Annotated in this window: 29 protein-coding genes; 5 read left to right on the top strand and 24 right to left on the bottom strand. The window is 46.9% G+C overall.

Annotated features, from left to right (window positions below):
- Positions 1-13 precede the first annotated feature (13 nt).
- The 6 genes from BZ167_RS14335 to BZ167_RS14310 form a co-directional block, all read right to left on the bottom strand.
- The gene (locus BZ167_RS14335) at positions 14-940 is read right to left on the bottom strand and encodes an isochorismatase (protein ID WP_033574909.1); all 927 of its coding nucleotides are present in this window, start codon (positions 938-940) and stop codon (positions 14-16) included.
- A gap of 17 nt (positions 941-957) precedes the next feature.
- Complete coding sequence (locus BZ167_RS14330) at positions 958-2,583, bottom strand: (2,3-dihydroxybenzoyl)adenylate synthase (protein ID WP_060675432.1); 1,626 nt, start codon at positions 2,581-2,583, stop codon at positions 958-960.
- A gap of 18 nt (positions 2,584-2,601) precedes the next feature.
- On the bottom strand, positions 2,602-3,798 hold the full coding sequence (gene dhbC, locus BZ167_RS14325) for an isochorismate synthase DhbC (protein WP_060675433.1): 1,197 nt from the start codon (positions 3,796-3,798) through the stop codon (positions 2,602-2,604).
- Between the two features lie 23 nt (positions 3,799-3,821).
- A complete protein-coding gene (locus BZ167_RS14320; RefSeq protein WP_043020747.1) occupies positions 3,822-4,607 on the bottom strand; it encodes a 2,3-dihydro-2,3-dihydroxybenzoate dehydrogenase in 786 nt (261 codons plus the stop codon).
- Between the two features lie 135 nt (positions 4,608-4,742).
- On the bottom strand, positions 4,743-5,612 hold the full coding sequence (locus BZ167_RS14315) for an alpha/beta hydrolase (protein WP_020956282.1): 870 nt from the start codon (positions 5,610-5,612) through the stop codon (positions 4,743-4,745).
- 175 nt (positions 5,613-5,787) lie between these two features.
- Positions 5,788-6,384 (bottom strand): sulfite oxidase-like oxidoreductase, encoded by a 597-nt coding sequence (locus BZ167_RS14310; RefSeq protein ID WP_007408701.1) that lies wholly within the window; start codon positions 6,382-6,384, stop codon positions 5,788-5,790.
- A gap of 99 nt (positions 6,385-6,483) precedes the next feature.
- Here BZ167_RS14310 and BZ167_RS14305 point away from each other — a divergent pair, with 99 nt between their 5' ends.
- On the top strand, positions 6,484-7,077 hold the full coding sequence (locus BZ167_RS14305; protein ID WP_007408702.1) for a biotin transporter BioY: 594 nt from the start codon (positions 6,484-6,486) through the stop codon (positions 7,075-7,077).
- A 46-nt stretch (positions 7,078-7,123) separates the two neighbouring features.
- Here BZ167_RS14305 and BZ167_RS14300 read toward each other — a convergent pair whose 3' ends face one another.
- Positions 7,124-8,452, bottom strand: coding sequence for a Na+/H+ antiporter NhaC family protein (locus BZ167_RS14300; RefSeq protein ID WP_007408703.1), 1,329 nt, complete (start codon positions 8,450-8,452; stop codon positions 7,124-7,126).
- Between the two features lie 132 nt (positions 8,453-8,584).
- Positions 8,585-10,075 carry a leucyl aminopeptidase gene (locus BZ167_RS14295; RefSeq protein WP_007613484.1) on the bottom strand — a complete coding sequence of 497 codons (1,491 nt, stop codon included), beginning with the start codon at positions 10,073-10,075 and terminating at the stop codon, positions 8,585-8,587.
- A 147-nt stretch (positions 10,076-10,222) separates the two neighbouring features.
- Between BZ167_RS14295 and BZ167_RS14290 the strand changes: the two genes are divergently transcribed.
- Positions 10,223-10,699, top strand: coding sequence for a divergent PAP2 family protein (locus BZ167_RS14290; protein WP_021495380.1), 477 nt, complete (start codon positions 10,223-10,225; stop codon positions 10,697-10,699).
- A 29-nt stretch (positions 10,700-10,728) separates the two neighbouring features.
- On the opposite strand, the gene BZ167_RS14285 is transcribed toward BZ167_RS14290, so the two are convergent.
- From BZ167_RS14285 to BZ167_RS14275, 4 genes are all read right to left on the bottom strand, one after another.
- The gene (locus BZ167_RS14285; RefSeq protein ID WP_015418127.1) at positions 10,729-11,370 is read right to left on the bottom strand and encodes a 3D domain-containing protein; all 642 of its coding nucleotides are present in this window, start codon (positions 11,368-11,370) and stop codon (positions 10,729-10,731) included.
- Positions 11,371-11,470: 100 nt separating this feature from the next.
- Positions 11,471-11,791 (bottom strand): YuiB family protein, encoded by a 321-nt coding sequence (locus BZ167_RS14280; protein ID WP_003151989.1) that lies wholly within the window; start codon positions 11,789-11,791, stop codon positions 11,471-11,473.
- 69 nt (positions 11,792-11,860) lie between these two features.
- Entirely contained in the window at positions 11,861-11,986 is a 126-nt protein-coding gene (locus BZ167_RS20165) for a YuiA family protein (protein WP_007408708.1), read from the bottom strand.
- 173 nt (positions 11,987-12,159) lie between these two features.
- On the bottom strand, positions 12,160-13,380 hold the full coding sequence (locus BZ167_RS14275) for an NAD(P)/FAD-dependent oxidoreductase (RefSeq protein ID WP_007408709.1): 1,221 nt from the start codon (positions 13,378-13,380) through the stop codon (positions 12,160-12,162).
- Positions 13,381-13,691: 311 nt separating this feature from the next.
- Between BZ167_RS14275 and yumC the strand changes: the two genes are divergently transcribed.
- Entirely contained in the window at positions 13,692-14,687 is a 996-nt protein-coding gene (yumC, locus tag BZ167_RS14265; RefSeq protein WP_020956286.1) for a ferredoxin--NADP reductase 2, read from the top strand.
- A gap of 40 nt (positions 14,688-14,727) precedes the next feature.
- Here the strand turns inward: yumC and BZ167_RS20350 are convergent, their stop codons facing one another.
- Positions 14,728-14,871, bottom strand: a complete 144-nt coding sequence (locus BZ167_RS20350) for a hypothetical protein (protein WP_003151982.1) — start codon at positions 14,869-14,871, stop codon at positions 14,728-14,730.
- 216 nt (positions 14,872-15,087) lie between these two features.
- Between BZ167_RS20350 and guaC the strand changes: the two genes are divergently transcribed.
- Positions 15,088-16,068 carry a GMP reductase gene (gene guaC / locus BZ167_RS14260; RefSeq protein WP_061047110.1) on the top strand — a complete coding sequence of 327 codons (981 nt, stop codon included), beginning with the start codon at positions 15,088-15,090 and terminating at the stop codon, positions 16,066-16,068.
- A 62-nt stretch (positions 16,069-16,130) separates the two neighbouring features.
- On the opposite strand, the gene BZ167_RS14255 is transcribed toward guaC, so the two are convergent.
- The 7 genes from BZ167_RS14255 to BZ167_RS14225 all read right to left on the bottom strand — a co-directional run bounded on the left by BZ167_RS14255 (position 16,131) and on the right by BZ167_RS14225 (position 21,088).
- A complete protein-coding gene (locus BZ167_RS14255) occupies positions 16,131-16,352 on the bottom strand; it encodes a DUF5970 family protein (protein WP_003151978.1) in 222 nt (73 codons plus the stop codon).
- A gap of 16 nt (positions 16,353-16,368) precedes the next feature.
- Entirely contained in the window at positions 16,369-16,896 is a 528-nt protein-coding gene (locus BZ167_RS14250; RefSeq protein ID WP_025285208.1) for a stage II sporulation protein M, read from the bottom strand.
- Entirely contained in the window at positions 16,893-17,597 is a 705-nt protein-coding gene (locus BZ167_RS14245; protein ID WP_061047109.1) for an ABC transporter ATP-binding protein, read from the bottom strand. Before BZ167_RS14245 ends, BZ167_RS14250 begins: the two co-directional genes overlap by 4 nt.
- The gene (locus BZ167_RS14240) at positions 17,590-19,245 is read right to left on the bottom strand and encodes a hypothetical protein (RefSeq protein WP_007408714.1); all 1,656 of its coding nucleotides are present in this window, start codon (positions 19,243-19,245) and stop codon (positions 17,590-17,592) included. The genes BZ167_RS14245 and BZ167_RS14240 overlap by 8 nt, the downstream gene beginning before the upstream one ends.
- A gap of 82 nt (positions 19,246-19,327) precedes the next feature.
- Positions 19,328-19,663 (bottom strand): uberolysin/carnocyclin family circular bacteriocin, encoded by a 336-nt coding sequence (locus BZ167_RS14235; RefSeq protein ID WP_003151973.1) that lies wholly within the window; start codon positions 19,661-19,663, stop codon positions 19,328-19,330.
- Between the two features lie 66 nt (positions 19,664-19,729).
- Positions 19,730-20,302 carry a hypothetical protein gene (locus tag BZ167_RS14230; protein ID WP_007408715.1) on the bottom strand — a complete coding sequence of 191 codons (573 nt, stop codon included), beginning with the start codon at positions 20,300-20,302 and terminating at the stop codon, positions 19,730-19,732.
- Between the two features lie 258 nt (positions 20,303-20,560).
- The gene (locus BZ167_RS14225; RefSeq protein WP_039255048.1) at positions 20,561-21,088 is read right to left on the bottom strand and encodes a GNAT family N-acetyltransferase; all 528 of its coding nucleotides are present in this window, start codon (positions 21,086-21,088) and stop codon (positions 20,561-20,563) included.
- Positions 21,089-21,462: 374 nt separating this feature from the next.
- Here BZ167_RS14225 and BZ167_RS14220 point away from each other — a divergent pair, with 374 nt between their 5' ends.
- Positions 21,463-22,224 carry an SDR family oxidoreductase gene (locus BZ167_RS14220; RefSeq protein WP_015418134.1) on the top strand — a complete coding sequence of 254 codons (762 nt, stop codon included), beginning with the start codon at positions 21,463-21,465 and terminating at the stop codon, positions 22,222-22,224.
- Between the two features lie 143 nt (positions 22,225-22,367).
- On the opposite strand, the gene BZ167_RS14215 is transcribed toward BZ167_RS14220, so the two are convergent.
- The 4 genes from BZ167_RS14215 to BZ167_RS14200 all read right to left on the bottom strand — a co-directional run bounded on the left by BZ167_RS14215 (position 22,368) and on the right by BZ167_RS14200 (position 25,374).
- Positions 22,368-22,730 carry a HesB/IscA family protein gene (locus BZ167_RS14215; RefSeq protein ID WP_003151967.1) on the bottom strand — a complete coding sequence of 121 codons (363 nt, stop codon included), beginning with the start codon at positions 22,728-22,730 and terminating at the stop codon, positions 22,368-22,370.
- Between the two features lie 78 nt (positions 22,731-22,808).
- Entirely contained in the window at positions 22,809-23,663 is an 855-nt protein-coding gene (gene dapF, locus BZ167_RS14210; RefSeq protein ID WP_012118345.1) for a diaminopimelate epimerase, read from the bottom strand.
- A 123-nt stretch (positions 23,664-23,786) separates the two neighbouring features.
- Positions 23,787-25,004, bottom strand: coding sequence for a NupC/NupG family nucleoside CNT transporter (locus BZ167_RS14205; protein WP_012118346.1), 1,218 nt, complete (start codon positions 25,002-25,004; stop codon positions 23,787-23,789).
- A 133-nt stretch (positions 25,005-25,137) separates the two neighbouring features.
- The gene (locus tag BZ167_RS14200) at positions 25,138-25,374 is read right to left on the bottom strand and encodes a YuzB family protein (protein ID WP_007408721.1); all 237 of its coding nucleotides are present in this window, start codon (positions 25,372-25,374) and stop codon (positions 25,138-25,140) included.
- Positions 25,375-25,399: the final 25 nt, after the last annotated feature.

Below are 25,399 nucleotides of genomic sequence, written 5' to 3'. Positions count from 1 at the left end.
CTATTCTCTCCCTTTATAAATAATCTGCGTTCGGCAAGACTTTTTGAGATCGGGAAGAAAGAAGTCTCCACCACTCTTCCAGCGTCGGGTTCTCCGCCAGTTCCACAAACGTCACTTCAGCTCCGTCACGGCGCCATTGTTCGACAAGGCTCATGATTCTGACGGAGTCAAGACCTCTGTCCAGCAGGTCTTCATGATCCGGAATATCAGACGGTGATTCTTGAAGAATCGCCGCAATTTGTTCACGCACCCGGTCTTTTGTCAATACGGCGGAAGTCTTCTCTTCTCCTTCAGAAACCGGCGCGCCGCCCAGCAGCTCCAGCACTTCGTTTGTCAAAGCCGTATAAGCGCAGCGCTGAGACGCATATTCGATGGCCATCTTATGTTTTTCTGAAGAAAAATCAGCAACGGCGTCTCCGATAAAGAAGCTTTGGATATCATCCATAAATGCTTCACAGGCTGTGACGAGACAGCCGATGTGTGCATAAATTCCCGTAATCATGAGCTGGTCTCTGCCGCTTTCACGCATGATCTCAAGGAGATTCGTCCGTTTAAACGCGCTGTATCTCCACTTTGTGAGGACAATGTCCTGATCATCCGGTGCAAGCTCCGGAATGACCTTTTCTTCATAAGGCCCGCTTTTTAGCCCCGGCCCCCAAAAATCCGTCAGCAGCGCACGGTCCGCCGGGTCTTGGCTGCCCGGCTGCGCGGTATACACCACCGGAATGCCGAGTGCTTTGCATTGCTCTTTTATTTTTTTGATATTCTCAGCCGCCTCCGTGATCGGAGCTTCACCTTTCGCAAAAGCATCGACGAAATAATTCTGCATGTCATGGATCAGAAGCACCGCGCGTTTCGGATTCAGCGTCCACGATACTTTATTTTCAGGCATATCTGACGCTGTCGGCAGCGCATATGCGGGAATAGACGGTATAGCCAATGTAAACACTTCCTTTTTTAAGATTGTTTGATTTCAGCCGGCTTTACTTTTTGGGCGATCGTTTCGCGAAGATCCTTTTTACTGACCTTGCCGACGCCGGTTTTCGGAAAAGAAGCGATAAATTCAATCCGGTCGGGGATTTTATATGCCGCCAGTCCGCGCTCACGCAAAAATGCTTTCAGCTCTCCCGGTTTCGGCGCTTCTCCTTTCGGGATGACGAACACACAGGAACGCTCCCCGAGAAAATCATCCGGCATTGAGACCATGGCGGCATCATGAACGGCAGGATGCGCAAGAAGGTGATTTTCCACCTCCTCAGCGGCTATTTTTTCACCGCCCCGATTGATTTGATCTTTCGCACGTCCTTCGACGATGATATAGCCGTCCGCCGTCAGTTTGACGATATCGCCGGTCTGATAAAATCCGTCGGCTGTGAATGATCTTTCATTATGTTCAGGCGCTTTATAATATCCGCGAATCGTGTAAGGGCCGCGTGTAAACAAATGTCCCGCTTCACCGGGGGCGACATCCCGCCCGTCATCGTCTAAAACCCTTACCTCATCAAAAGGTGACATCGGTCTGCCTTGCGTATTGACAATGATCTCTTCAGGATCATCCAGTCTCGTATAATTCACCAATCCTTCCGCCATTCCGAAAACCTGCTGAAGGGTGCATCCGAAAGCGCTCTTCACGCGGCGGGCCGCCTCAGCGCTGAATTTGGCGCCTCCCACCTGCAGCACTTGAAGGCTTGATAAATCATCACTTCGCGAACCGGATGCGTCCATCCACACCATCGCAAGCGGCGGGACGAGCGCTGTAATCGTGACACGTTCTTTTTCAATTAACGAGAAGCAGTCATCCGGACTCGGCGTCGGTGACAGAACGACCCGGCCCCCGGCATATAAAGTTCCCAGCACACCCGGCGAGCTGAGCGGATAATTATGCGCTGTCGGCAGAGCGGCCAAATAAACGCTGTGTTGATCCAAGCCGCATATTTCCGCACTGATGCGCAAACTGTATATGTAATCGTCGTGTGTTCGCGGAATCAGCTTGGACAGCCCCGTACTGCCTCCTGAAAGCTGTAAAAAGGCGACTTCCGCCGGGCTTATATCTTCCAGTTGAACAGGCTCTCTATGCAGGCTGCTCAGTTCTTGAAACTCTTCAGCTTCGCCGGCCACAATGACATGCGCCAAATCCGGAAGTTTGTCTTTCACCTGTCTGGCAAGCGCCCTGTAATCAAAACCTGAATGCATATCAGGAATGATGTATGCTTTCGCCTCTGCAAACTCGCAGAAATACGTAATCTCACTGCTTCTATGAGAAGGCAGCGCGAAAACGGGCAGCGCTCCCAGCCGGAACAGCGCGAAAATCACTTCAAAAAACTCAGCGATATTCGGCAGCTGAACGACAACGCGGTCTTCCTTTTGAATTCCAAGCTTATGCAGCCCCGCCGCTAAACGATCTGCCCTTTCATCTAATTCTTTGTAGGTCCAATGTACATCTTTACACGTCACGGCAGTTTGATTTCCGTATAAAGCCGCACGCTCTTTCAGCATTCCTCCGAACGTCTCACCCTTCCAGCAGCCGTCTTTTCGGTATTTGTCAGCCCATTCTTCCGGCCATGGCGTAAATCCAGTCAGCACGATCCATTCCCTCCTTTTTTACAACTCATCTTGGTAAAGCCCCATCGCCCGGAGCATGGTGCGGAATTTGGCCGAGGTCTCGTCCAGTTCATCCTGCGGCTTTGATCCGGCGACAATCCCGGCACCCGCAAAGAGCCGGAGAGACCTTGTTTCCGCTTCGGCGCAGCGGAGTGCGATAATCCATTCTCCGTCACCCTCAGCATCACACCAGCCCGCCATTCCCGTGTAGAAATTGCGGTCAAACGGCTCAATATCCTGAATCGCTTCTCTCGCCACATCTGTCGGTGTTCCGCATACCGCGGGCGTCGGATGCAGGGCGATGGCCAGCTCAAGTGATGTCGTTGACGGATCACGCAGCTCTCCCTTTACCTCGGTGGACAGGTGCCACATCGCCTCAGTTTTAATGAGTGACGGTTTTTCCGGCACATCAAGCACACGGCAGAACGGTTTAAGGGCGGCGGCCACGGCGGCCACGACTACGGCATGTTCATGCAGATCTTTTGCTGATTGCAGCAGTTCTTCCGCTCTTCTCTGATCCTCGGCGGGGTCTGTGCTGCGAGGTCTGGAACCTGCCAGCGGATTGGACAGAATCGATGTTCCGTTTTTGGACAGCAGCAGTTCAGGACTTGCGCCGAAAAGCGTTTTTCTTGTTTCTGACGTTCCCGTCACATCCGCAGCGAATGTATAGCCGCGCGGGTTGTGCTGCGCCAAATGCTTGACGGCCTGTGGAATGTCGATATCCTTTTCAGCGGTCAGATGAAGCGTCCTTGACAGCACGATTTTGCTGAGCGGACCGTCCGTAATGCTGAATACGCCTTGTTCCACACCGCTCATAAAGCCCTCAGGCTCCGGAACGGGACGGATGTCATATGTATTGGATTGCGGCTTTTCTGCGGAAGATTCCGCAAACGAAAGCGGGCCTGCCGTATGGACATTCTTCGGTACAAAAAGCCGGGAAGCTTTTCTGCCGTCAAAAGGAATGGCGCCGGCCGCAATCGGATGTTTGATGCCGGCTTGCTTTGCCTCAAGAAGCGTCTGTCTCACGCGTTCAGGCAGTGAATCCAGCTGACTTTCCGCGTCTGTATCAGGCACTTCCGCAAACATTCCTTCCGCAAGTATCGTACTTTTCGGGGAAGCTAAAAAGAACGCCCCGGGCTTGTAAGCATCCAGCACCTCTTTTGCAGACACTTCCGCCAATAAATATTGATTTGTCATGTTTGTCCCTCCTTCTCGTTACATCAAACGCCTAAAGTAGCGCCGCCATCAACGCATAAATCATGCATCGTAATATGGTTTGCCTGTTCAGAAGCCAGAAACAAAACGGCATTTGCAATATCAGAAGGCTTCGCCAGCTTTTGAAGCGGAATTCCCGTTTTATATGTATCAAGCGAACCTCTGATGACGTCCCGGGCTCCGTTCTCGTCCTGCCACAGCGCCCGCTGCATGTCGGTTTCCGTTGAACCCGGAGATACGATGTTGCAGCGGATATGATGGGCCGCAAGCTCCAGTCCGAGGCATTTCGTAAACATAACGGCAGCCGCTTTTGACGCCGCATAAGCCGCCATGGAAGCACGCGGAACGCCGGCTGCATTCGAACCGACCGTAACGATGGCGCCTTTTTGACGCTCAATCATGTACCGGCTTACAGCCCGCGACACATGAAATACGCCGGTCGTATTAACAGAAAATGTTTGATCCCAATCTTCATCACTGAGGGATTGCACCGGACCCGGCCGCAGCACGCCCGCAACGTTCGCCAATATTTCAATAGGCCCCATGTCGCGTTCAACGGCGGCGATGATATCATTGACAGCCGCACTGTCAGATACATCTGCGGCAAACCCCTGCGCCTGCACGCCTTTTTGCCGAAGTCTGTCAGTAAGCCCGAGAAGCAAGTCTTCATTTGTATCTATAGCTGCCACATTTACGCCTTGTTCAGCAAGGGCAAGCGCTGTTGCTTCTCCGATGCCTTGAGCGGCGCCGGTGACAACGGCCGTTTTCCCTTTCATTCCCAATGCGTCCATATTATCATTCCCTTTCTATATTGATAATGATTATCATTATCAATTATGATTCAAGACAATCATATCCAAATCAAAACACGCAGTCAATTAGAAAATTAGAATCAGCCGCATTTAGTTCGAAGGGCCTGTTTTTTCTCATGCGGGAGAATACGGGGTATGCGGTCCTCCCGGATTCAGGCAGAAACGCAGGGCCCTGCTGATTAAAACGGGCAGGACAGAAATATGGCCCTCTCCTTCAAACTCGCTGTATTCAGCACGGACTCCATCATCTTCAAATCCGGATAATAAAGAGTACAGCGCCTCTGCGTGCTGCGGGATTCTGCTTTTATGTGTTTTTTCAATTTCTCCCGCAGCCAGCAATACGCTGACTTGAAGATTTTCCGCAGAGAGCCGGTCTGACAAACGTTCCGCTTTTTCCTGAATAAAACGCTTGTTCCAGTGAATTGACGGACTCCCGGCAACATAGGTCTGGAACATGTCCGGCCTCATCAAAAGCACTTGCAGCACAAAAAGACCGCCCAGCGAATGGCCGAAAATCGTCTGCCTGCCTCTGTCGATCGGATAATCCCGCTCCATCGCGGGCTTTACTTCTTCTTCTATAAAACTCAGAAACGCTTCCGCCCCTCCCTGTTCGGGCCATGCCGCGCCGCGCGGATGCACCGGCAGTTCTGATTCAGAAAGCGGCATCGTAAAATCACTGTGACGTTCGGCGGAAAACGGCTGATCTGTCGGGTAGCCGATTCCGACAATCACCGCCGGAACAACGCCTGTTTTTTCAGGCCGTCGGCTTTGCACCCGCAAAGCTTCGGCCATTGTGCCGAATACGGAATTCGCATCGAGCAGGTATATGACGGGGAAGCCGGATGCAGGCGGTTCTTCCTGAGGAAAAGAGACAAAGATACGATACATACGGCCTCCTTTTGAGCGCATTTCTCTTACTTCTGTGCCCGGAACCGCGTATCGGCCGGCCGGCGCGAAACCCCGCTTTATTTGTTTTCCGTCCATTATGTGTTCATCCCCTTTGCGGCAATTGCTTTATCTATGCTTATTGATAATGATTTTCAATATCAAAAGACACCTCAAATAATAGGTTTTTTGCCAAACAAAGTCAATGGATTTTTGATATAAAAAAAGCACCTTATTTCAATAAGGTACCTAAGAACTATATAGTGATAGGGGCTTAATCCCATGTAAAGCGCTCATTCTTCCATGGATCTCCCCTCATATGGTAGCCGTTTTTCTCCCAAAAGCCGGGGTGGTTTTCCTTTGTGAACTGAATGCCGCGCAGCCATTTTGCGCTTTTCCAAAAATAAAGATGGGGGAAAACGCCTCTGAGCGGATAGCCGTGCTCTGGCGTTAACGGCTCGCCGTTATGCGCATATGCCAGCAGGGATGTTTCCCGCGCAAAATCAGAAAGCGGCAGGTTGGCCGTCCAGCCCTCTTCAGCGTGCAGAATGACGAATCCCGCTTCTTTGTGCACGCCCGCTTTCTCAGCGATGTCTTTGGCGCGTATTCCCTGCCAGATATTATCAAGACGGGACCAGCCCGTAACGCAATGAATATCATTTTTCACTTCGGCTTCAGGAAAGGATTTGATATCTTCAAAGCTTAACAGCATAGGACGGTCAACAAGTCCGTACACTTGCAGATTCCATTTTGACATATCTTCATAATAAGGAACATTTCCGGCGTGAAGCACGGGAAACTTCGTTGTGACATTTTGATTTGGCGGAATCCGTTCCGACTGTTTTGTTTGTTTCGTTTTCCCGAAAAACATATGGCTCCCTCCATTTAGTAAACCTGTGTTAAATCTTTGTTGACAATCAATCACCCTTCGATTACGCTAATCTGGTACAAGTGTAAGGGGGAAAAACAAATGAAACAACGCAACCTTCGCGCGGGCGATATGGCGCTTATCGGCATGTTTGCCGCACTGATGGCCGTCGGCGCCAACATTACATCAATGGCTCCTTTTTTGCAAGTTGCGGGAATTCCGTTATCGCTGCAGCCTTTCTTTTGTCTGTTAGCCGCGATGCTTCTCGGCGCCAGACGGGCAGCCATTGCAATGACGGTATACGCATTGGCCGGACTCGCGGGGGCGCCTGTTTTCGCTCAATTCTCAGCAGGCTTTGCGCCGTTTATCGGAAAGAGCGGCGGATTTATTCTCGCTTATATCCCGGCGGCATTTGCAGCCGGATGGCTGCTGGAAAAAACAAAAAAACCCGGCCGCCTGCATTATGCATGGGCCTCTTTGATCGGTACCGCCGTCATTTATATCATTGGCACGACCTATACGTATATTGCGCTGAAATTATGGCTTCATGCTCCGATCAGCTACGGAATGGCCTGGTTTTACATGATATGGTTTTTCATAAAAGATATCGTTTTAGCACTGTTATTGGCATCAATCGCGCCTGCCGTTTACAGGTCTATTCATAAAGCGACGGGGTTCAGCAGAAACCCGGCGTAAGATGTTCTCAGCATACAAAAAGGCTCCCCTTTCCGGGAGCCTTTTTTTACAGGACAAGTGCGGCAATCCAGCCGAATATCACAAGCGGAATGTTATAGAAAATAAATGTCGGTACGCACGTATCCCAAATGTGGTGGTGCTGTCCGTCGGCGCTGAGGCCTGACGTCGGGCCGAGCGTACTGTCACTTGCAGGAGAACCCGCATCACCGACCGCGGCGGCCGCTCCGATTACGGCGATCGTCGCCATCGGGCTGAATCCGAGCTGAGCGCACAGCGGAACGAATATGGTCGTAATAACGGGTACGGTTGCAAATGATGATCCGATTCCCATCGTGATTAATAAACCGACCACCAGCATCAGGAGCGCGCCCAATGATTGGCTGTGGCCGATAAAGCCTGTTGATGCTTTGACCAAGGAAGCCACATCACCCGTTTTATTCAATACATTTGAAAAACCGGCCGCAACAAGCATGACAAACCCGATAAAAGCCATCAGAATCATGCCGTCCGTGATCAGCTTATCCGCTTCATTGCGCTTCATGACTCCGCTGATAAACAGCGTAAACAAGCCGGCAAGCGCGCCCATGATCATACCTTCCACTCCGAGCACTTGTGACAGATAGAGCTGAACGGCAAGCGACACGGCAATGGAGATCAAGGCGATGGCAATGCTTTTTTTCGTATAAGGAGAAGACGATAGTCCGGCAATCTCCTTCGTCTCATATTTCTTCGGTTTCCGGAAGACGATGACGGCTAAAATTAAACCGACTACCATCCCGGCCGTCGGAATGATTAAAGCATAAGGGATATCACTGAGCGGCACCTTTAAACCGGCTGCCGCCATATTATCTCTCAGCATCCCCTGGAAAATCTGTCCGAATCCGACAGGCAGAACGATATACGGCGCAGTCAGTCCGAATGTCATCACACACGCGATCAGTCTGCGGTCTATTTCAAGTTCGTTAAATATTTTTAAAAGCGGCGGAATCAATACAGGAATAAACGCAATGTGAACGGGCACCACGTTTTGCGAGAAACAGGATATGATTAAAATAATCAATACGATTAACACTTTTGACAGTGCTTTTTTCCGCGAATCTTCCTTTTTTCCGATTAGTTTGACAGACGCTTCCACCATTGCATCGGGAAGCCCCGTCTTTGTCAGCGCCGCGGCAAATGCTCCGAGCAGCGCGTAGCTGACCGCGACGGTGGCATTTCCGCCGAGACCGTCCGTAAAAGCCTTCACCGTCTCTCCTAGGCCTAAGCCGCCGGTCAGCCCGCCGGCAAGCGCGCCGATCATTAAAGCTATAATAATATTGACACGCAGCAGGCTTAAGACGAGCATAAGCAATACTGCGACAACAACAGCATTCATTGATGAGTCCCTCCAAAAATCCTTTAGTTTGCTAATGTAGTAGATAATTAAAGTTACCATATATTCTGCGCTTTAGTCAACTAAAGATTTTGGAAATCAAAAAACCCGCTGCATCAAGGCAGCGGGATGCTGTTATCTTTCGGGCGTAAAGCGCTCAGTCAAAACAGCCAACGTCCTTGCCATGACGCCTGTTGCGCCGGCAGGGCCGAAGCATGTCGCTTTATTCGCCGTCGCGGTTCCCGCAATATCGAGATGAACCCACGGCGTGTTTTCCGCGAATTCACCAATGAATGCCCCCGCCATAATCGCGTGGCCTTCTCTTCCCGGAGAATTGTTCAAATCAGCCATCTGACTGTTTCTCACCCGTTTTTTATCCTTTTCTGTAATCGGAAGCTGCCAGATCGGCTCGCCGGATTCTTTCGCCGATTCCGCCACCTGTTCATAAAACGCGGCGTGATTGGTCATGGCGCCCGTCATTTCGTTCCCTAAGGCGACAATGACACCGCCCGTTAACGTTGCGACGTCTACAAGGACAGAGGCTCCGTGCTGCTTGGCGTATGTGATGCCGTCGGCAAGCACGAGACGCCCTTCCGCATCGGTGTTCAGGATTTCAATGGTTTTTCCGCTGAGCGAAACGATGACGTCATCCGGCTTCATCGCATCGGACGAAATCATGTTGTCCGTAGACGGTATGACGGCGAGCACGTTTTGTTCAGGCCGCAGTTCGCCGATAATCTCCATTGCCCCTAATACCGATGCGGCCCCTCCCATATCGCTTTTCATGCCGACGATGCCGGTTTTCGGCTTAATTGAATATCCGCCCGTATCAAAGGTAATTCCTTTACCGACCAGGCCGATGACGTCTTCCCACTGATCTTTGCCCTGATACTTCAGAACGATCATTTTCGGCGGTTCGGATGAGCCCTTGTTAACAGCAAGCAGCCCGCCCATGCCGAGCTCTTCCATTTCATCTTTTTCTAAAATTTCACACTCGAAATCGTATTTTGCCGCAAGCTCGGCGGCATATGACGCCAAATCAGTGGCCGTCAGCATATTACCCGGCATATTCACAAGCGTGCGGGCTGAATTCGTCCCTTGGCCGTATGCCGCTCCGACGTTCAGGCCGGCCTGCACTTCCCTCAGGTCTTCTTCGGTCACGGCGCAGACTGATTTCAGTTCCTGATCCGGCTCATTCGATTTATGTTTATAATCCTGCACTTCGTAAACCGCAAGCAGACAGCTTTCTGAAAGCGCATGAGCGGCATCGGCGGCAGGCACTTCCCCGGAGACGAATGTATCGAGCAAAACGGATACTTCCTGTTTTTTATCTTGATGAATCTGCTGAAATACTCGTGCAAAGCATTCTTTCGTATCTTCAAACGAATAATCCGCTTCTCTTCCCAGGCCGATAAAATAAATACGTTTCATACCGGTCGCAGCCGGAGGGTATACTTTTGATACACGATTGCGTTTGGCGGACACATCACCATCCTTTAACAGCTGGGTCAGATGACCGTCCAATTTATCATCCAATTCCTTCGTAAATCCGTTCAGCGTGCTTTTTTGAAAAAGACCGATGACCAGTGTTTCAGGATGCCGCAGTTGATCAGATGCATAAAACATGAGTACACACTCCTTATGTGGGTATTTGTTATGTAAAGTGGTATAATGAAAAAACATTTTTCATTGATTTTATTTTACCAAACTAAGGGCGTTTTCTGCAGTTTTTCGATACGATCGGAATCAGCAGATACAGAAAGGATGTCGCATATGGATGTACTTATGAATTTTCCTTTACTGGCGAGTTTTGCCGCCATTATTTTTGCCCAAGTTGTAAAAGTGCCTATTCAATTTATCGTATCCAAAAAACTTGACTGGTCTCTTGTGACGAGCACCGGCGGCATGCCGAGCTCCCATTCCGCCGCCGTCACTGCGCTGTCAACCGGAGTCGCTTTGGAACAGGGGCTGGACTCGCCCCTGTTTGCAGTCGCCGCGATTTTCGCCGTCATTACGATGTTCGACGCTACAGGTGTCAGGCGGCATGCGGGTGAACAGGCGACGGTCATTAATAAACTGGTCATCGACTTTAATCGGTTTGTCAGCGAAGCGAAGGACTTTCAGAAAGCGGAAGAGAAGGAAAAACAGAAGAAACTGAAAGAACTGCTCGGCCATCAGCCGATTGAAGTGTTCTTCGGCGGCGTCACCGGTATTGTGCTGACATTGATTTTAGATTATTTCTTTATGTAAAAAACGCTTCAGCGGATGCTGAAGCGTTTTTATTCTTTTACCGTTTTGTATTGATTTCTGAACACTTGCATCGACTTGGTTTCGTTCAGCTTTACAAGTTCGTCCTCGGTCACTGTGCCGTTCCCTTTTTTAATCATGTAGACCTCAAGTGTTTTTTTGCCCCAATTGTTATAGACGTCCTTGACGGTGTCAAAGTAGAGGTCAAGGCGGCTGCCTTTAATTTTTGAGCCGGTATCGGCGACAACCCCGTATCCGTAATTCGGTATAAACAGAATCGTCCCGATCGGGAAAACAGACGGATCGGCCGCAACAGTTGAATATAAATCGCGTTTGACCTTCACGCCTGAATATGTAATTCCGTACTGCGGATGACCCGGAGATTTTCCGGTAGATTCCGCTCCGGCGGTATAACCGGTGGCCGTCACCTTTTGTGACGGATAGCGTTCCCAGTCAAAAGCTTCTTCCAGCGGTTTTATCCTGCCTGATGCCTTCTTTTCCGGCTGATTCTGTAAGGATTGAAACGGAGTGCCGATGTTTTTCAAAACGGCGCCGCGATGTTCCGTCATCCAATTTGTCAGATCCTTTGCTTCAACACCGGTTATGGAAAAGTATGTCGCATGGCATGCGCCCAAAAAGAGCACGATCATGAATACGCGTCTGATTATCGTCAATCTGAAATCACTCTCCTCCGAGTCATTGTTCCCAACTCGGTGAGGTGCTATACAAAAAGCGCCGCGGCACAAAAAAAGCTTTCTCGAATAAGAAAGCGGCTTAAAACATTTGATATCCTCTTTTTCTGAGCGCCTTTATGGCAATGCCTGACATGATGGCTCCCGCCAGTCCGCCCGCCAAAATCACGACATCCGCAACCGCTAATGACATGATGCGCTGAAACAGGCTTTGAAAGGATTCCCCCGGCGCCTGCACGTAACTGATCATCTTTTTATTGCTGATAATGAAAAGGCATACAATCGGATAGACAACAGCCATAATCCACGACATTCTAAGCAGCATGTTCAACAGAAAGCCTATGCCGAAAAACAGTACGAAAAATAGTACGATTGAGATCAGGACAACCGGCAAACTAATCACAAACATCCACCCCCCTACAGCACTTTCAGTGTACCTCGGGGGCGGTAAAAAAGTCAACGTCTGGAAAAATCATCGTCTCTCTTTGCCGCTTCCCTGGCAGGAGGGACATGTTTCGGAGCCGCCAAGAAGCAATTGAAAATACCCTTTACCTGAGCAGAACGGACACGCCGCCGTGCTTTTTGCTGTCGTTTTCATGCGGATCACCCTTTTTCTTAATTTTCTGATAATATATCATATTTACTTGTCAAGCACCAAGTCAGAATATGTAACAAAATAACTCATGTAAGCGAAAACATTCATTTTTTTCTTTTACATTCTTTTGATAGCGCTCTTTTTTAAAAGAAGAGAAAACCCGCGGCCGCGGGTTTTCAGAAGAATTTAAACTTCCCTTTTTTCAGCGTCAGGCCCAGCCCGCCGATCATAAAGAGCGATCGGTTGTCAATGACCTTTTTCATAAAGGACGCCGGCATGCCTTTGAGCTTCCTGCCGTATACGACTCCGACGGCGTTATGCTCACCGAGGGAGGCGACGGTTCCTTTAATGTCAGGCTTGAACTCTTCAAGCTGGCCTCCTTTAATCAAACCGCCCAGATTTTTGGCGACCGTTTCTCCTTGCTGCATCGCGATCTGAGCAGTCGGCGGGTACGGCCGTTCCGTCTCTTCATTGATAAAGAGCGAGCTGTCGCCGAGTATAAAAACGTCATCATGACCCGGCGCCCGAAGATCAGGGTTGACCTTGACACGGCCGCGCATATTTTCAAAACCCGCTTCCTCCACGATCGGATGTCCGCGCACGCCCGCCGCCCAGACAACGGTCTGGGATTTGATTTCTTCCGGCTCTTCATCTTTCTTGCCGACTGTGACACCGTCTGCGCGGCATTCTTGAACCGCGGTGCCGATTTTAAATTCAACGCCTTTGCTCTCAAGGTATTGAACGGCGTAATCGACAAGCTCCGGATCAAATCCCGGCAAAACCGTCGGGGCGGCCTCGACACAGACGATCCGGACGAGACTTTCATCTATATCATAATATCTGCATAACTCCGGCTTGCGGTTCGCAAGTTCACCGAGAAATTCAATTCCCGTAAAGCCCGCTCCGCCGACAACGATGGTTAAGCGGTCAGGGCGTTTTTCGGCCTCCGTATTGTATGTCGCAAATTGGAGCTCAATATGGTCTTTCAGCTGGCGCGACGTATTAATATTCGCGATCGGAAAAGCGAATTCTTTTAAGCCTTTAATCCCGAATGTTTCAGGGACGGCGCCAAGCCCGATGACAAGATAATCATAAGGGATGTCCCCTTGTGAAAGCGTCACCTTTTTATTTTGCACATCTATCGCTTTTACGGTATCCTGCACAAATTTGACCCGTGATTCATTGATTACATCTTTTATTTGATATCTGCAGCGGTCATGATGCAGCGTTCCTGCGCTCGCTTCATGCATCCATGTCGTTTCATAATGATAATTGTGTTTATTGACCAAAGTAATGTCAGCGTCATTTGCCCCGATATGCTTCGGAAGCCTTGTTACTGTCATTAATCCACCATAACCTGCACCTAAAACCACGATTTTGGGTTTATTCAATGCCATCACATCCACCTTCTTTTTTTTGCTGTTAGACGCATAATCAAATCAACATTTGTATTAGCTTCAGCTTATTGGCGGGATTTTATGAAATGAAATATAAAATTTTTTAGAAAACCGCACATGTCTGCATATCACCATACTATCCGGAAGAATCAGAAAACATTCAGGAAAAAACAGATTGGAATTTGTCCCCATATTAGCGGCGGCCGCAATTTTTTTCAAGAATGAAGCGGCCGGGCGGTTTTCGGCACTCGTCATCCTTTTAAATTGTATGTTATAATTAATAACAATTTTCAATTAGGAGGCAATTTGGTATGCAAGAGGATTCAAAGGTTTATGATATTACGGTCATCGGCGGCGGCCCGGTCGGCCTGTTTACCGCTTTTTACGGGGGAATGAGACAGGCGAGCGTCAAAATCATCGAGAGCCTGCCTCAGCTTGGCGGCCAGCTCAGCGCGCTGTACCCTGAAAAATATATTTATGATGTAGCCGGATTCCCGAAAATCCGCGCCCAAGAACTTGTGAACAACTTAAAAGAGCAAATGGCAAAGTTCGATCAGACCATCTGCTTAGAGCAGGCCGTTGAATCTGTTGAAAAACAGGCGGACGGTGTGTTTAAGCTTGTCACGAATTCAGAAACGCATTATTCAAAAACGGTTATTATCACCGCGGGAAACGGCGCATTTAAGCCGAGAAAGCTTGAGCTGGAATCAGCGGAACAATATGAGGGCAAAAACCTGCATTACTTCATTGACGACCTCAATCAATTCGCAGGCAGACGCGTTGCCGTTCTGGGCGGCGGCGATTCCGCGGTTGACTGGGCGCTCATGCTTGAGCCGATCGCGAAAGAAGTCAGCATCATCCACCGCCGTGATAAATTCCGCGCGCATGAGCACAGTGTCGAAAACCTGCATAATTCTAAAGTCAACGTGCTGACACCGTTTGTTCCCGCTGAACTTGTCGGTGAAGACCGGATCGAACAGCTCGTTCTCGAAGAAGTGAAAGGCGACCGTAAAGAAATCATTGAAATTGATGACCTGATCGTAAACTACGGCTTTGTTTCTTCTCTCGGCCCGATTAAAAACTGGGGCCTTGACATCGAGAAAAATTCCATCGTCGTCAAAAGCACGATGGAAACGAATATTGAAGGCTTCTTTGCCGCCGGAGATATCTGCACATATGAAGGCAAAGTCAAGCTGATCGCCAGCGGTTTCGGCGAAGCTCCGACAGCCGTGAACAACGCGAAGGCCTACATGGACCCGAAAGCGCGTGTCCAGCCAATGCATTCTACAAGCATGTTTGAAAAATAATATAAAAAAGAGTCTGTGTCATACCGGCACAGACTCTTTTTTATTTAAACATCCAAATATAATTCATGACGGTTCCGACAACGAGCGCAATGACAAGCGCCGACACGACCCAAATCGTGCCTAAAATAATCCGGTCCTGAATTTTCTGGGCTTTCGGGCTGTGCCCGGGCTGTTTTTGTTCCACACCGGCCCCTCCCTTCTTTGCAAATCTATCTATCGTAACAAATGTCTTACAACACCCAATACTACTATGATAACCAAACTGCAAATGGATGACAAGCTGACCGCATATGAGGCAGCATGAAATCATTTGACATTCCTGACAAAACAAAGTACATTATAAAAAGACGAACATTTTAATTTTATTTAATTCTATTATTCGCTTTTAGGGGTGTTATATATGGAAAATGTATTTGATTACGAAGATGTTCAGCTGATTCCTGCAAAATGCATTGTGGACAGCCGATCTGAATGTGATACATCAGTTACATTGGGCGGACACACGTTTAAACTTCCGGTCGTGCCGGCCAACATGCAGACGATTATAGATGAAAACATCGCGGCCTGGCTCGCGGAAAACGGGTATTTTTATATCATGCACCGCTTCGAGCCGGAAAAACGCCTGGCTTTTGTCCGGGATATGAAAGCGCGCGGACTGATTTCTTCCATCAGTGTCGGCGTGAAGGAAAATGATTATGAATTCATCCGGGAGCTGAAAGCCCAGGAGCTTGTGCCGGATTATATTACCATTGATATCGCGCACGGCCATTCCAATGCCGTGATCAGCATGATTCAATTTATTAAAGAACATGTCCCGGAAAGCTTTGTCATCGCAGGGAATGTCGGGACGCCTGAAGCCGTAAGGGAGCTGGAACGCGCGGGCGCCGACGCGACAAAAGTGGGAATCGGCCCCGGGAAAGTCTGCATCACCAAAATTAAAACCGGCTTCGGAACCGGCGGGTGGCAATTAGCCGCGCTTCGCTGGTGCGCAAAAGCGGCGAGCAAACCGATCATTGCTGACGGCGGCATCCGCACGCACGGCGATATTGCGAAATCCATCCGATTCGGCGCATCCATGGTCATGATCGGATCATTATTCGCCGGCCACGAAGAATCACCGGGACAAACGATCGAAATCGATGGCAAGCTGTACAAAGAATATTTCGGCTCCGCTTCTGAATTTCAAAAAGGCGAAAAGAAAAACGTCGAAGGCAAAAAAATGCATGTCGAACATAAAGGGTCTTTACAGGACACGCTGGTTGAAATGGAGCAGGATCTGCAATCTTCCATCTCTTACGCCGGCGGCAATACACTTGAAGCCATCCGCAATGTCGACTACGTGATCGTAAAAAACTCTATTTTCAACGGCGACAGATTTTAACACGCAGCAGAGCCGCAAAAAAAAATAAAAAAATGACATTCAATATGAATGTCATTTTTTTATTAAATACCGAAATAAAGAGCCGCACTGGCCAACAGATTAATCACAAAAATAAACAAAAAGATGTAACGAATGAATTTATTTTGCACCGGTGCAAATATAAAGAGATACAGTCCTGCCACCCCAAAAGTAAGAACAGGAAACAGCCACTCAAAGGATAAAGAAATGATATAACCGATAATCATAACAATCGGCACACCGATTAATGATAATTTACTTCTCATATGATTTCTGCCCCTTTTACTTAAAAATTGGTGTGATGTAAGCTTCAATAATGGCAGCGGCGATCAGCAGACAAATAATTATGAGCACCAATATTCCAATATGCCTGAACATTGAAGCCATTATCTTTTTTTCCTTAGAAAAACACAGCCTGATGACCAATTCAACGCCCTTAAAACCAATGGCGCCACTTAATAATAACGCGGGAACTTCAAATATACCATGAGGAATTAGCAGTAAAAAAATCTGATAAAAAGGAACCCCGCTATGCAGATTTTCTATAATAGAGCCGCTTAAAATAAACCCGTTGGTGAATAAATAAAAGATTGAGGTCAACCCAAAGGTAAAAAAACCCGCGGCTAAAAACAGACAAGCGATTGCATTGTTTTTCAGCAGTTCAACCGCGCCTGACGAGCCGTTGTAAGACGCTGTTGAAACAAAGTGATCGGAAAAAAACGCAGCGATCACACCGCCTGAAAAAAACAGCAATGATGCGGTTAACGGAATGACGGACGTCCTGATTGCCGGCAACATGCGGTTCATCATGTATAAATACTCTCAGCCAATTTTTCAATCTCTTCTAATGAATGCTCGGATGACTGATACTCCGCCGCAAAAACGCCTTCATGTATAATACCGATTGTATCGCACAGCGAATGCGCCAGCTCCAGCAAGTGAGTCGATAACAGGACCGTATGTCCCTGTTTGACGTACTCCTTTAATAACGTCCGTATCGTTTTACCGCTGATTAAATCAATGCCCGTCAGCGGTTCGTCAAGAATTAATATCTTTGGCTGATGAATGAGCGCGGCCGAAATTGATAATTTTTGTTTCATTCCATGTGAATATGTTTTAATCAGCTGATTTCCGTCTTGAGCAAGCTTCAGCGTCTCTAACATATTCTTTATATACTCATTTGTCCGCTGAGACGGTACTTCAAACATCTCCGCTGTAAAACGCAAGTATTCGACTCCCGTTAAGTAATCATATAAAAAGGCATGGTCGGGCACAAAACCGATATCAGCCGATATTTGCCCCCCCTCTTCTGAATCCAGTTCCTTACCGTCAATCATGACGCTGCCTGAAGTCGGTTTAAGCAGGCCCGAAATGATTTTCAAAGTCGTTGTTTTCCCGACTCCATTAGTCCCCAGCAAAGCATAAATTGAGCCTTTTTTCACCTCAAACGAAATATCTTTCAACACCTGTTTTTCACTATAGTTTTTTTGTATATTCACTAATTTAATCATTGTTCGCAAACCTTTCCGCCATATTGATTCTGCGAAGAAACAGAAACATGACTCCATAGTTTAATAGTGTGAACAGGACAAAAATACCTGATGCAGAATGAATAAGCATCGTTTCAAGTTCCGGCTTTTTATAGATAAAATACGACGTGATCGCAGCGATTTGAAGCGACACAATGAAAATGAAAGATCCGTATAAGTTGTTATACGTCTTTGCTTTCCCCGCTTCTCCAATTTCGTACATATGCTCCCAGTTTTTCTTAGGATACAGGGCGGTGCTTGAAATCTGGACAAGACTGTATAAAAAACCCGAACATAAAAACACAATAAACAAGTAAATCGTCAGCGCAGCGGAAGACGGAAAAAACACCGTAATCAAAATGGTGATGATGAACGAATAGATAAGAGCGGCGAGATTATAAATACATACTTTCGGAAACACCAGCTGCCACGCATGTTTGATATTTCGGTGAAACAGATGCTGATTTTTTATTTCTCCGTCAACTGATAATACTGTTTTGAGCGCATCTCCGACGAGCTGATACGAAAAGTTCGCAATGATAACCGCCGCAGACACGATGGCGGCTGCCGAATACCCGATAAAATGATGCGACAGAAGCGGAATACAAAAACCTAAAAACAGCATGAACAAATACAGCATACTGCCGAAGTTCCTGATAAAAAACCCGTCAATTCTCGATAAAAACAGCAGATCCTTTTGAAAAACGGCATGAAATATTTTGTTATTTCTATATAATTTCAGCTTTGGCGCAAAATCTGCGTTTGTCAAAAACATATAAGGAATAAGGTCCATTTTCTTCAGCGTGGCCGACCACAGTTTAAACATCCCCGCCGTTAAAAGGACGGCGGCCGCAAACACCGCGGCGAAAACGAGCACGGAATGTGAGCGGAATGCTAACCATACATACGGCGTATTCATGAGGATGTTCCGGAAAGCCGGTGACTCCGTAAAGCTTGAAATATCCTTTGCGGTATACTCCCCAAACACGAGAAGATAAACGGCATACCCGACTGCAAGCGGAACCAGCAGGCTGACGCTGAATAAAATGCCTTTCATGATTTTCAAGTAAAACAATTTGCTCCACATATTTGTAAGAAGATAAACAACATAAGAAAACAGCATAGATAAAAATAAATTGAGAAGAAAATAAACGAAGCCCAAGAAAAATACGATGACCGCCGCAGACCCGGTCATGCCTGCGCTTGATAAAAACAAAAAGACCGGAAAAACAAAAAGATACCATACGAAAATGGTTTTTTTGATCGCCTGGCCGGCAAAAACAGAAAACAGCTGTAAAAAACGAACCTTTTTTAATTGATGAATGACCTTGCGCGTATCCAGCAGAAAGGCATTGTGGTGTTCTTTAAAGAAGCCGGCAGCCCAAAAAAGCTGCTCAAGTGAAACGGCGATTAAAACAAATTGCCCCCATGCGCTTAGGGGCAGCTGAATCAGTTTTGTCCCGAATACAACACCGCATCCCAGGAAAACGAGATATAAACATAACAGAGAAATAATAATGGCAGACAGCAGTTTGCTGTTGAGTTGAGGAATGCCCCAATCTTCCTTTCTTTTTCGAAACGATGACAGGGTATTATATTTGATAAGAGCCGCAATTTGTTTGACTATCATACTTTCAATCCTTACATATGTATTTGGGAGAGAGGCTCTTTTTGCAGCTTGTACAAAAAGAGCAATTATTTATTGATCGATTTTACCAAGCAGCTGCGTATTTTTTGCCGTATTTCTTAATCATTGTTTTTGCTGTTGCAACGATTGCATAAGAAATCGCGCCTGCGCCTGTAACGATACCGATAAGAGAAATGATAGAAGCAATTGTTGATGCCGCATCAATAATATCAATTGCTTTTTTAGCTGCGGCTGTAGAGATGCCGAGAGTAGAAGCTAATTCAGCATTGGCTGAGAATGCATGAGCCGCCGCCACGTTTAATTCAGTTCCCGTTAATAATAGTGCATAAACCAATGTTGCTGCAGCAAGAGCCGCGCCAAACAAAATGAAAGACTTTTTATTAGATTTTACTAAGTTCATCATAACATCTCCCTACTCTGTTTTTTAATTTATAATAAAATTCAGCTTAATTGACTCTCTCCCGAGCTAAATTTTATCCGCCATAAAATAGTTTAAGAAAATAGTAAAGAGTTTTAGTAAAACAAAACATCCAGTCAAAATGATTCTCTTGCCTTTACTGAGATCGGTCAGTTTTCCCGCAGCAGCATAAAGAGCCGCGATTGATATGAGCAGAAATGGATCCAGCAGCTGCAGACTCAAGCTGGTGCCGCCGGCAGAATATATAAGCGAGGAATCAGCCGTTAAGTAGTTAACAACTGAAAGAATCAACATTTTAAATGCCGAGATTAAAGAAGTCAGCGTATATAGAAGCAAATATATTTTTTTCGGTTTTTTTGTACCGAGAATAAAAGCGGCAACGAATAACAGAAATCCGCCTATCAGAATTTCCACAAAAGTTGTGAAGATCATAAACCCTTGCAGAAACATGACAATCGTACGAACACTTTTCTCCCCGATATCGTAGGTATTTTCTCCGACGGAAGAATAATACGACTGCAGAACTTTATCTGAAATACTGAATTGGAAGAGTAATGAACAGATCAAAATGATGAAAAAAGAACTTAAAAATATTTTTTTATTGCTCAATTGACCTATCATATTATCATCCTTTTCTTACAAAATAAATTAACTATTCTATACTTTTACAATTTAGTTTAATCCTATCAAAAAATCAATATCCTTTCGAAAAATATGACTTTAGAACGTGTTGACAAAGAGCACATCTTTCAGAGTTTTCGGTGCTATGTACCCTTTATTTTTTTTCGAATTTGCAAATAGTATGATTTAGACAATTGATTTGAAGTTTTAGGAAGAATCTGTCGAAAGAGACGCAGGATATAAAAAAGGAGGATATCGTCATGTATCCTCCGGATGTATGATCGCCAGCACCTGATGATCTTCCCATTTTCCATTTATTTTTACATTTTTTCTCGCAATGCCTTCTTTATGAAAGCCAGCTTTTTCGAGCACCCGGATTGACGCCTTATTGTTCGGCATGACTCCGGCTTCTATCCGATGCAGTTTCAGCTCGTTGAATGCATAATCGACTGCCAGCTTGACAGCCTTCGTCGCATAGCCTTTCCCGTTATATTTGCCATCTAAAAAATAACCGATAAAAGCGCTTTGGAGGGAACCCCGAACCACCTGAAAAAGGCTGATCGTGCCAATCAGGGTCTGATCCTGAAGAAAAATGCCGAAGCTGTATTCAGTATCATTTTCTGCATTCTTCAGTGATTGTTCAATTCGTTTTTTCCGGCCTTCCAGCGTATAAAAATCCCCTTGTCTCGACATGGCAAACCGTTCAAAAAACATGCGGTTTTCCCTCTGCAAAATCAGTTCCTGCTCTGCATCATTCAAGCTGAGCGGCCTGATACCTTCCTGCATATGCATCGCCGTCCTTTTGTTTTGATCAGAAACATTTTTTAATTGCCTCTCACCCATGTGATACGGTACGCTTTATCGCATCAAGAAAATTCCAAGACTTTACGTTCCCCTTTCCTGTCGTGACCTATGTCTGATGTGAGTAACCGAAACGGAAGCACAAGGTTCTTTTGTTGACTTAAACCGTGCTTTAAGCCGTATCATCATATTGTGACAAGGAAAGAATAGTTTTGGCGGGTTTCCCGATGATCTAAAAATCAATTTTACAGAATCACTGCTGTCTTATTTCATGCCTATTTGCGGGATGAATATATTGATTGGATCAAAGCTGAAATGTGACAAAGAAATGTAAAAACAATCAGAAAAGAGGAGTTAATATGAAACTGACGGGAAATACAATACTGATTACAGGCGGAAATGCCGGAATAGGATTGGCTTTCGCAGAACGGTTTTTAAAAGCGGGAAATAAAGTCATCGTGACCGGACGGCGTGAGCACGCTCTTCAAAAAGCAAAGGAAACATTCCCGGATCTTATTACATATGTCAGTGATTTGAGCATTCCATCTGAACGTATATCACTGTTTGATTGGGTGAAAGAAAATTATCCGGAAGTGAATGTGTTAGTAAATAACGCGGGGATTCAACAACGGTTTCATGTGCTGAAAGCGGATGCGAAGGACAATTGGGACTATTTCAATAAAGAAATCACAACGAACATTGAAGCTCCCTTCCACCTGTCTATGCTGTTTGCTCCGTTTTTTGCCGGAAAAGAAGATGCGGCTGTCATTAACGTCTCTTCGGGATTGGCTTTTACACCGCTTGCCATTGCACCGATCTATTCAGCAACGAAAGCGGCGCTTCACTCATTTACAATGAGTCTGAGACATCAGCTTTCTGATTCATCTGTAGAAGTGATTGAAGTTGCGCCTCCGGCGGTGAATACAGATTTAGGCGGAGCAGGGCTGCATACTCAAGGAGAACCGCTGGATGAATTCGCTGATGGGATTTTTAAAGGACTGAAAGAGGGCAAACAAGAAATCGGATATGGTTCTTCAGAAGAACGGCTGCGCATGTCACGGGATAAAGCCGATGAACATACGGCAAATATGTACCATGCGATGAAACATACAATTGAATAACCTCTTTGAAAAAGGAAAACCCGCTTCTGTTGAGCGGGTTTTCCTTTTATTAAACAGATAAACGCCTTTTTTAACAATGGTGCAAGCGCCACCGGAAAGAAAGACGTCATATTTTTTTCATCCTAAGAATGGCGGGTTGACCCTTAGCACTCTTCCGGCGTACCGGCGTTTTTGGCCGTGCGGAAAGATGAACCGCAGCCGCAGGAAGCGATGGCATTCGGGTTGTCAATGGTGAAACCGCCGCCCATCATGGACTGTTTGAAGTCAATGATCGTGCCGGTCATAATATCAAGGCTTTCGCTGTCGACCAAAACGGTGATTCCGTGCTGTTCAAACATGCTGTCTTTTTCGCCTTTTTCGTGCTCAAATCCCATTCCGTAAGACAGGCCGCTGCAGCCGCCGCCTTTTACGCCCACACGGAGAAACGCGTTTTCTTCTTCATGCTCTTTCATCATATCTTTTATATGCAAAGCCGCTGCTTCAGTGATGGTTACTGGAACACTCATAGGTAGACCTCCTTTTTTTAAAAACGGATGCTGATATCTATTATAAACCTTGAGGAGAGTATTTCTCAAACGAGCTGTTTACAAATAATAGACGCCGCTGCATACGGTTTCGGCGGGTCCCGTCATCAGCACGTGCCCGTTGTCCTGCCAATTAATCACAAGGTCGCCTCCCGCTAAATGAACGGTGATATCCCGGTTTCGTTCGGAAACACCGTTCAATACGGATGCGACAGCCGCCGCACAGGCGCCTGTTCCGCAAGCCTGTGTAATGCCGGAGCCGCGTTCCCATACGCGGAAATGAAGTTCATCGGCGCTGACGGTTTCCACAAATTCGACATTGACGCCTTCCGGAAATCTCGGGTCTTTTTCAATGACGGGACCGAGCGTTGTAAGAGGCGCTTGATTGATATCCGCAACCGGAAAAACAATATGGGGGTTTCCCATTGATACGGCTGTTCCGGAAAGCTCCGTTTCTCCAAAAACAAAGGTTTCATCGATCGTCCGTTCATCTTCATTGCCGAGCATCGGCAGCTCTTTTTTGGTGAGGCGCGGTTCGCCCATATCAACGGCGACTTCACGCACAATCCCGTTGTCCTCCGTAATGTCTGCTTTCACAAGACCTGAAAGCGTCTCAATGAAAAAGGACGTTTCTTCTGTCAGCTTATGTTCGTATGCGTACTTTGCCACACAGCGAAGGCCGTTGCCGCAATTTTTCCCTTCTGAGCCGTCATTATTAAAAATCCGCATTTTGACGGGCGCTTTTTCTGACGGACAGATGAGGATCATTCCGTCAGAGCCGATGCCCGTGTGAATACTGGACACTTTAACGGCAATCTCAGCCAGCCGTTCTTCCGGCAGCTGTTCTTCAAATTGATTTACATATATATAACTGTTTCCAAGACCGTGCATCTTGGTAAAACGGAATGAATTCATATCGGCCTCCAACTTTTTTTCTTTTACTTAGTATAAAAGCTCTTCTGCTCGGACACAATACAAATATCCCCCGTTTTTCATACATAAAAGCTCCCTGCATATGCAGGGAGCTTTTATCGTTTACTAAATAAACATGCCGGCAATCGCCGCGCTGAGAAGGTTTGCGAGTGTTCCCGCAATAACCGCTCTTAATCCGAGGCGCGCAATGTCCGAACGGCGGCTTGGGGCCAAACCGCCCAGTGTGCCGAGCATAATCGCAATCGAAGAGAAGTTGGCAAATCCGCACAGCGCAAAGCTGATAATCGTAGACGTTTTTTTAGAAAAGTCCGCAATATGCGGACCGAAGTTTGAATAAGCGACAAACTCATTCAGCACAAGTTTCTGTCCGATATAGCTTCCCGCTCCGAGCGCTTCATGCCAAGGAACGCCGATTACAAATGCGATCGGTGAAAACACGTAACCGAGAATGGATTCTAATGTAATATGTTTGAAACCGAACCAGCCGCCGATTCCGCCGAGAATTCCGTTCACTACGGCGATGAGCGCGACAAACGCAAGCAGCATGGCGCCGACATTTAGAGCAATCTGAAGGCCCGTGGACGCGCCTTTTGCCGCTGCATCAATCACATTAGCGGCGCCTTCGCCTTCTTCGTCCATATTAAAATCGCCTTTTATCGTCTGCGTTTTTTCCGTTTCAGGTATTAAAATTTTTCCGAACACGAGACCGGCGGGAGCCGCCATAAAGCTGGCCGCCAGCAAGTATTCGATCGGAATGCCTAACAGGGCGTAACCGAAAAGCGTCGAACCCGCTACAGCCGAAAGGCCGCTCGTCATAATCGTAAACAGCTCGGAACGGGTCAATCCCGCAATCAGCGGTTTAATGGCAAGCGGTGATTCAGACTGTCCGACAAAAATATTCGCAGCCGCCGCAAGCGATTCCGTTCTGCTTGTCCCAAGAAGTTTTGACAGTCCGCCTCCGATGACGCGAAAGATGAGCTGCATGATTTTCAAGTGATACAAAACGGCAATCAGCGCTGAGAAAAAGATAATGACCGGCAGAACGCTCAGCGCAAAAGCCGGGCTGCTGCCCACTTTTAACAGCGGGCCAAAAATAAAGCTGATGCCTTCGTTCGCATAATCAATGAGAAGCTGCACACGGCTTGAGAACCATAAAAATACGGCCCGTCCGGCGTCCCACTTTAATACGATGAATCCGAAGGCCATTTGTAAACATAAACCGACAATGACGGTTCGCAGGTTAATTTTGCTTTTCTTCTCTGATAACAAAAAAGCAATGGCTAATATAGCAACTGCCCCGAGCAGCCCCCAAACGATATTCAATGAATCCACCTCTAAAATTTTATTTAAAAAAAGTCTTTATTAAGATAACAATATTTATTTTTGCTGTCTACAAATTTTTTATTTTGCCAAAACCCGGGCGCAATAAAAAAGAGACCCCGTTCGGAGCCTCTGATTAAAACATCGGATTTTCTTCTATGAATGTATATATGTTGTCAACCAGTTCAGCAGGCGTGCCTCCCGTGACCACTTCGCCGTTAACCAGGGCGAACAGGGACTCCATGCATTTCCCGCAATAGCTTAAACAGCCGTATTCAAGCACGTCCAAGTTCGGATCCTTCTCTAAGATCTCAAGTGCTTCCTGGGAACCGCGCGCTAAATTGCTGACACAGAATTCAATCATCGGATTCATGCGGTTTCACCTCACATATGTACCT

The organism is Bacillus sp. 275 (genome assembly GCF_001999205.1).
In the GTDB taxonomy this organism is placed as follows: domain Bacteria; phylum Bacillota; class Bacilli; order Bacillales; family Bacillaceae; genus Bacillus; species Bacillus velezensis.
The sequence above is the reverse complement of the archived record's forward strand: the minus strand, read 5'-3'. Positions and strand labels throughout refer to the sequence as shown.